This is a genomic window from Kitasatospora sp. NPDC091257, assembly GCF_044757675.1.
Taxonomy (GTDB): Bacteria; Actinomycetota; Actinomycetes; order Streptomycetales; family Streptomycetaceae; genus Kitasatospora; species Kitasatospora lactacystinica.
Genome location: NZ_JBIVVI010000759.1, coordinates 1 through 4,518, shown reverse-complemented (window position 1 = coordinate 4,518; position 4,518 = coordinate 1). Strand labels below are relative to the sequence as shown.

Below are 4,518 nucleotides of genomic sequence, written 5' to 3'. Positions count from 1 at the left end.
TGTGACTGTATTTCTGTGGTGTGCTCTTCCTATGGGGGTGGCCGCCGCCGGCCGGGGGGGGCCGGACGCGGGGGGGCGCTTCCGGACGCCGCCGCCCGTCAGCCGAGCAGCTGGGCGAGCGCGCGGTCGGCGTCCAGGTGCAGGTGCTCCTCGCCCTCGGGGACGAGCAGCCGGCTGCGCCACAGGAAGCGGCGCAGGTCGGTCGTGTCGAACTGGAGCAGCGCGGTGCCCTCGGGGGCCCGCAGCTCGACCATGGTGCGCCGGCCGACCGCGGGCCGGACGTGGACGTCGCCGGCGCCGGCCGGCAGCTCGATGCCGGCCGAGAGCAGCTGGCGCGCGAAGATCCAGACGATGTCCTCGGAGCCCCGGCGTTCGGCGGGCTCGTCCAGCGAGAACTCGGCGGGGAAGGCCATCCGGACGGCCAGCGGGTCCTCCGGCAGGTAGGAGAGCACCACCCGCAGCCGGACCGAGCGGTGGGGGGAGAGGATCAGACGGGCCTGGACGGGCTCTTCGACGGTGCGCACGGGTGGGTCCCTTCGGTTCGGTGCGAGGCCGCGGTGCGGCAGGTGGGGTCGGTGCGGCCTCACCCTGGTGAGAGTCCCGGGACGGGTGGCGATTACCGGGTTTCACGAGATATCGGATGTGATCCGGGTCACATCGATTTCCGGCCGCGCGGGCCGGGCGCGGCGCCTCGCCCGGAGGCCCGAACGGCGCCGGACCCGGTACGCTGGGCGGGTTGCCCGATCGCCGCCCGACCGCGGGGCGAGGCCGCTAAACCGCCTCTGACCTGCGATGATCCCCCCTCGGAGACCGTGAGTACTGCCGCCGCCTCCTCGATGCCGCTGTTCTCCGACGCACCGGAGTCGCAGGCGCCCGCCCGATCCGCCGGCCATGGTGCGCCCGCCGGTTCGCACCACCTCTCCCCGGCCTTCCCCGGCCGCGCCCCGTGGGGCACCGCGGGCAAGCTGCGGGCCTGGCAGCAGGGCGCGCTGGACAAGTACATCGAGACGCAGCCGCGCGACTTCCTCGCGGTCGCCACCCCGGGCGCAGGCAAGACCACCTTCGCGCTCACCCTGGCCTCGTACCTGCTGCACAACCACCTGGTGCAGCAGGTGACCGTCGTCGCGCCGACCGAGCACCTGAAGAAGCAGTGGGCCGAGGCCGCCGCGCGGATAGGCATCAAGCTGGACCCGGCGTACTCCTCCGGGCCGCTGTCCCGGGAGTACCACGGCATCGTGGTCACCTACGCGGGCGTCGGGGTCAACCCGATGCTGCACCGCAACCGGACCGAGGCCCGCAAGACCCTCGTGATCATGGACGAGATCCACCACGCCGGTGACTCCAAGTCCTGGGGCGAGGCCTGCTTCGAGGCCTTCGAGCCGGCCACCCGCCGACTGGCGCTGACCGGTACGCCGTTCCGCTCCGACACCAACCCGATCCCGTTCGTGGCGTACGAGGCGGGCGGCGACGGCATCCGCAAGTCCGTCGCCGACTACACCTACGGCTACGGGCACGCGCTGGCCGACCACGTCGTCCGCCCGGTCATCTTCCTCAGCTACAGCGGCAACATGCGCTGGCGCACCAAGTCCGGCGACGAGCTGGAGGCCCGGCTCGGCGAGCCGATGACCAAGGATCTGATCGCCCAGGCCTGGCGCACCGCGCTGTCCCCGCAGGGCGAGTGGATCCCGGCCGTGCTCCAGGCCGCCGACCGGCGCCTCACCGAGGTCCGCAAGGCGATCCCGGACGCCGGCGGGCTGGTCATCGCCACCGACCAGAACGTGGCCCGGGCCTACGCCAAGATGCTGCGCGAGATCAGCGGGGAGAAGGTCACCCTGGTGCTCTCGGACGAGGCCGAGGCGTCCAAGCGGATCTCCGACTTCGCGGAGGGGACCTCGCGCTGGATGGTCGCCGTCCGCATGGTGTCCGAGGGCGTCGACGTGCCCCGGCTCAGCGTCGGGGTGTACGCGACCTCGATCTCCACCCCGCTGTTCTTCGCCCAGGCCGTCGGCCGCTTCGTGCGCGCCCGCAAGCGCGGCGAGACCGCCTCCGTGTTCCTGCCGACCATCCCGCTGCTGCTGGGCTTCGCCAACGAGATGGAGCTCCAGCGCGACCACGTGCTGGACCGGCCGAAGAAGGAGGGCGAGGGCCTCTTCGACGAGGAGGACCGGCTGCTCGCCGAGGCCGAACGGGCCAACGACGGGCCGGACGGCGCGGGCGGCGAGGAGTTCTCCTACGAGGCGCTGGGCTCCGACGCGGTCTTCGACCGGGTGCTGTACAACGCCATGGAGTTCGGCATGCAGGCCCACCCGGGGAGCGAGGAGGAGGAGGACTACCTCGGCATCCCGGGCCTGCTGGAGCCGGACCAGGTGCAGATGCTGCTCCAGAAGCGCCAGCACCGGCAGATCCAGCGCAGCAAGACCAAGCCCGCCGAGGAGGCCGACCTGCTGGAGCTGCCGGCCGAGCAGCGGCCGGTGGTCACCCACCAGGAACTGCGGGAGCTGCGCAAGGAGCTGAACGCGCTGGTCGCCGCCTGGCACCACCGCACCAGCCAGCCGCACGGCACCATCCACAACGAGCTGCGCCGCCAGTGCGGCGGGCCGCTCACCGCGCAGGCCACCGTCAACCAGCTCAACGCGCGGATCGCGAAGATCCGGGAGTGGGCCAAGTAGCGGAGCCGCGAGCGCGCCCGGCCGTCGGACCGGGGGCGCGTCCGGTCATCGGACCGGGGGCGCTCCCGCACCCCGACGCACCCGGCGAATCGCGGGGGTTTGTCCGGAATTCGAGCCGGTGTTGAAGTTGATCACGCCCGAATTTTGGACAACCACTTCCGTCGCGTCATTTCCTTCACTACCTTTCCCCCACGCTCTTCCGCCGGGCAACCCCCGCGGGACGGCGTCGCGGGGCCGTGCGCGTCAAGGACGACGCCGTGCGGCCCGAGCGCGGCCACCCCCACCTGCGCGCGACACCGACCTTGGAACGGCGCCGCCCGCCCCGCGAGCGCCGCGGAAAGGATTGCCCGTCGTGACTGCCGAGACCTCCCAGACCCTGGACCGCGGCGTCCGGGTCCTCAAGCTCCTCGCCGACTCCGAGCGAGGGCTCACCGTGACCGAGCTGGCCGCCCGGCTGGCCGTCAACCGGACGGTGGTCTACCGGCTGCTGGCCACCCTGGAACAGCACGGCCTGGTCCGCCGGGACATCGGCGGGCGCGCCCGGGTGGGCCTCGGCGTGCTGCGCCTCGCGCACCGGGTGCACCCGCTGCTGCGCGAGGCCGCGCTGCCGGCCCTGCGCAGCCTCGCCGAGGACCTCGGCGCCACCGCCCACCTGACCCTGGTGGACGGCAACGAGGCGCTCGCCGTCGCCGTGGTCGAGCCCAGCTGGACCGACTTCCACGTCGCCTACCGGACGGGCCTGCGCCACCCGCTCACCGAGAGCGCGGCCGGCCGGGCGATCCTGGAGGCGCGCACCTTCCCCAGCCAGCGCCGGCCCGAGCAGGGCTTCGTCATCACCCGTGCGGAGGAGCAGTCCGGGGCGAGCGGGGCGGCCGCCGCACTGGTCGGGCTGAGCGGCATCGAGGGCAGCGTCGGCGTGGTGATGCTGAACGGCATGGTGCCCGAGCGGGTCGGCCCCCGGGTGGTGGAGGCGGCGACCGAGGTGGCCGACGCCCTGAGGTAGCGCCCGCACACGGTGTCGGGTGTGTTTGGATTCCCCTTGTGTCCGACACCAAGCTCCCCAAGGCCCTCACCACCCCGCGGACCCGCGCGCTCGCGCTGTGCGGGGTGCTGGTCGCCGCGCTGTTCGGCGTGGCCGCCTTCGTTCCGCTGCCGTACACCCTCACCTGGCCGGGCCTGACCGCGGACACGCTGGGCTCGTACCAGGGCAAGCCGGTGCTCACCATCACCGGGGCGCCGCTGCGCACCACCGAGGGCGAGCTGCGGATGGTCACCATCACGGCGACCAACGCGGGGCAGAAGAACACCTTCTGGCGCTCGCTGCGGGCGTGGTTCGACCCGAAGGAGGCGGTGCGCCCGTCCGAGACGGTCTACCCGGAGAGCAACCCGGTGAAGGCCGACGAGGCGACCGCCCAGCAGATGGCCGAGTCGCAGGACGCCGCCACCGCGGCCGCGCTGGGCTACCTCCACCTGTCGCCGGACCAGGTGAAGGTCAAGGTCGACCTGGGCGAGGTCGGCGGGCCGAGCGCCGGCCAGATGCTGGCGCTGGGCATCGTCGACAAGCTGGCCGGCGACGGCAAGGGCGGCGACCTCACCGGCGGGCTCACCGTCGCCGGCACCGGCACCATCGACAAGGACGGCACCGTCGGCCCGGTCGGCGGCGTCCCCCTGAAGACGCAGGCGGCCGCCCGGGACGGCGCGACGGTGTTCCTGCTGCCCAAGGACGAGTGCGCGGACGCCAGGGTGAACACCCCGGCGTCGCTGCGCCTGGTGCCGGTCGGCACCCTCGCCGAGTCGGTCTCCGCCCTCCAGGCGCTGAGGAGCGGCGGCAGCGTCCCCTCCTGCTGAC

Annotated in this window: 4 protein-coding genes; 3 read left to right on the top strand and 1 reads right to left on the bottom strand. The window is 73.2% G+C overall.

The features are described from left to right. Positions 1-98: 98 nt before the first annotated feature. Positions 99-524, bottom strand: coding sequence for an SsgA family sporulation/cell division regulator (locus ACIQOV_RS28950; protein ID WP_401053472.1), 426 nt, complete (start codon positions 522-524; stop codon positions 99-101). 312 nt (positions 525-836) lie between these two features. Between ACIQOV_RS28950 and ACIQOV_RS28945 the strand changes: the two genes are divergently transcribed. From ACIQOV_RS28945 to ACIQOV_RS28935, 3 genes are all read left to right on the top strand, one after another. After that, positions 837-2,669 (top strand): DEAD/DEAH box helicase, encoded by a 1,833-nt coding sequence (locus tag ACIQOV_RS28945; RefSeq protein ID WP_387694897.1) that lies wholly within the window; start codon positions 837-839, stop codon positions 2,667-2,669. A gap of 352 nt (positions 2,670-3,021) precedes the next feature. Further along, complete coding sequence (locus ACIQOV_RS28940) at positions 3,022-3,672, top strand: IclR family transcriptional regulator (protein WP_049654777.1); 651 nt, start codon at positions 3,022-3,024, stop codon at positions 3,670-3,672. Positions 3,673-3,710: 38 nt separating this feature from the next. Further along, a complete protein-coding gene (locus tag ACIQOV_RS28935; protein WP_401053469.1) occupies positions 3,711-4,517 on the top strand; it encodes a S16 family serine protease in 807 nt (268 codons plus the stop codon). Position 4,518 lies beyond the last annotated feature (1 nt).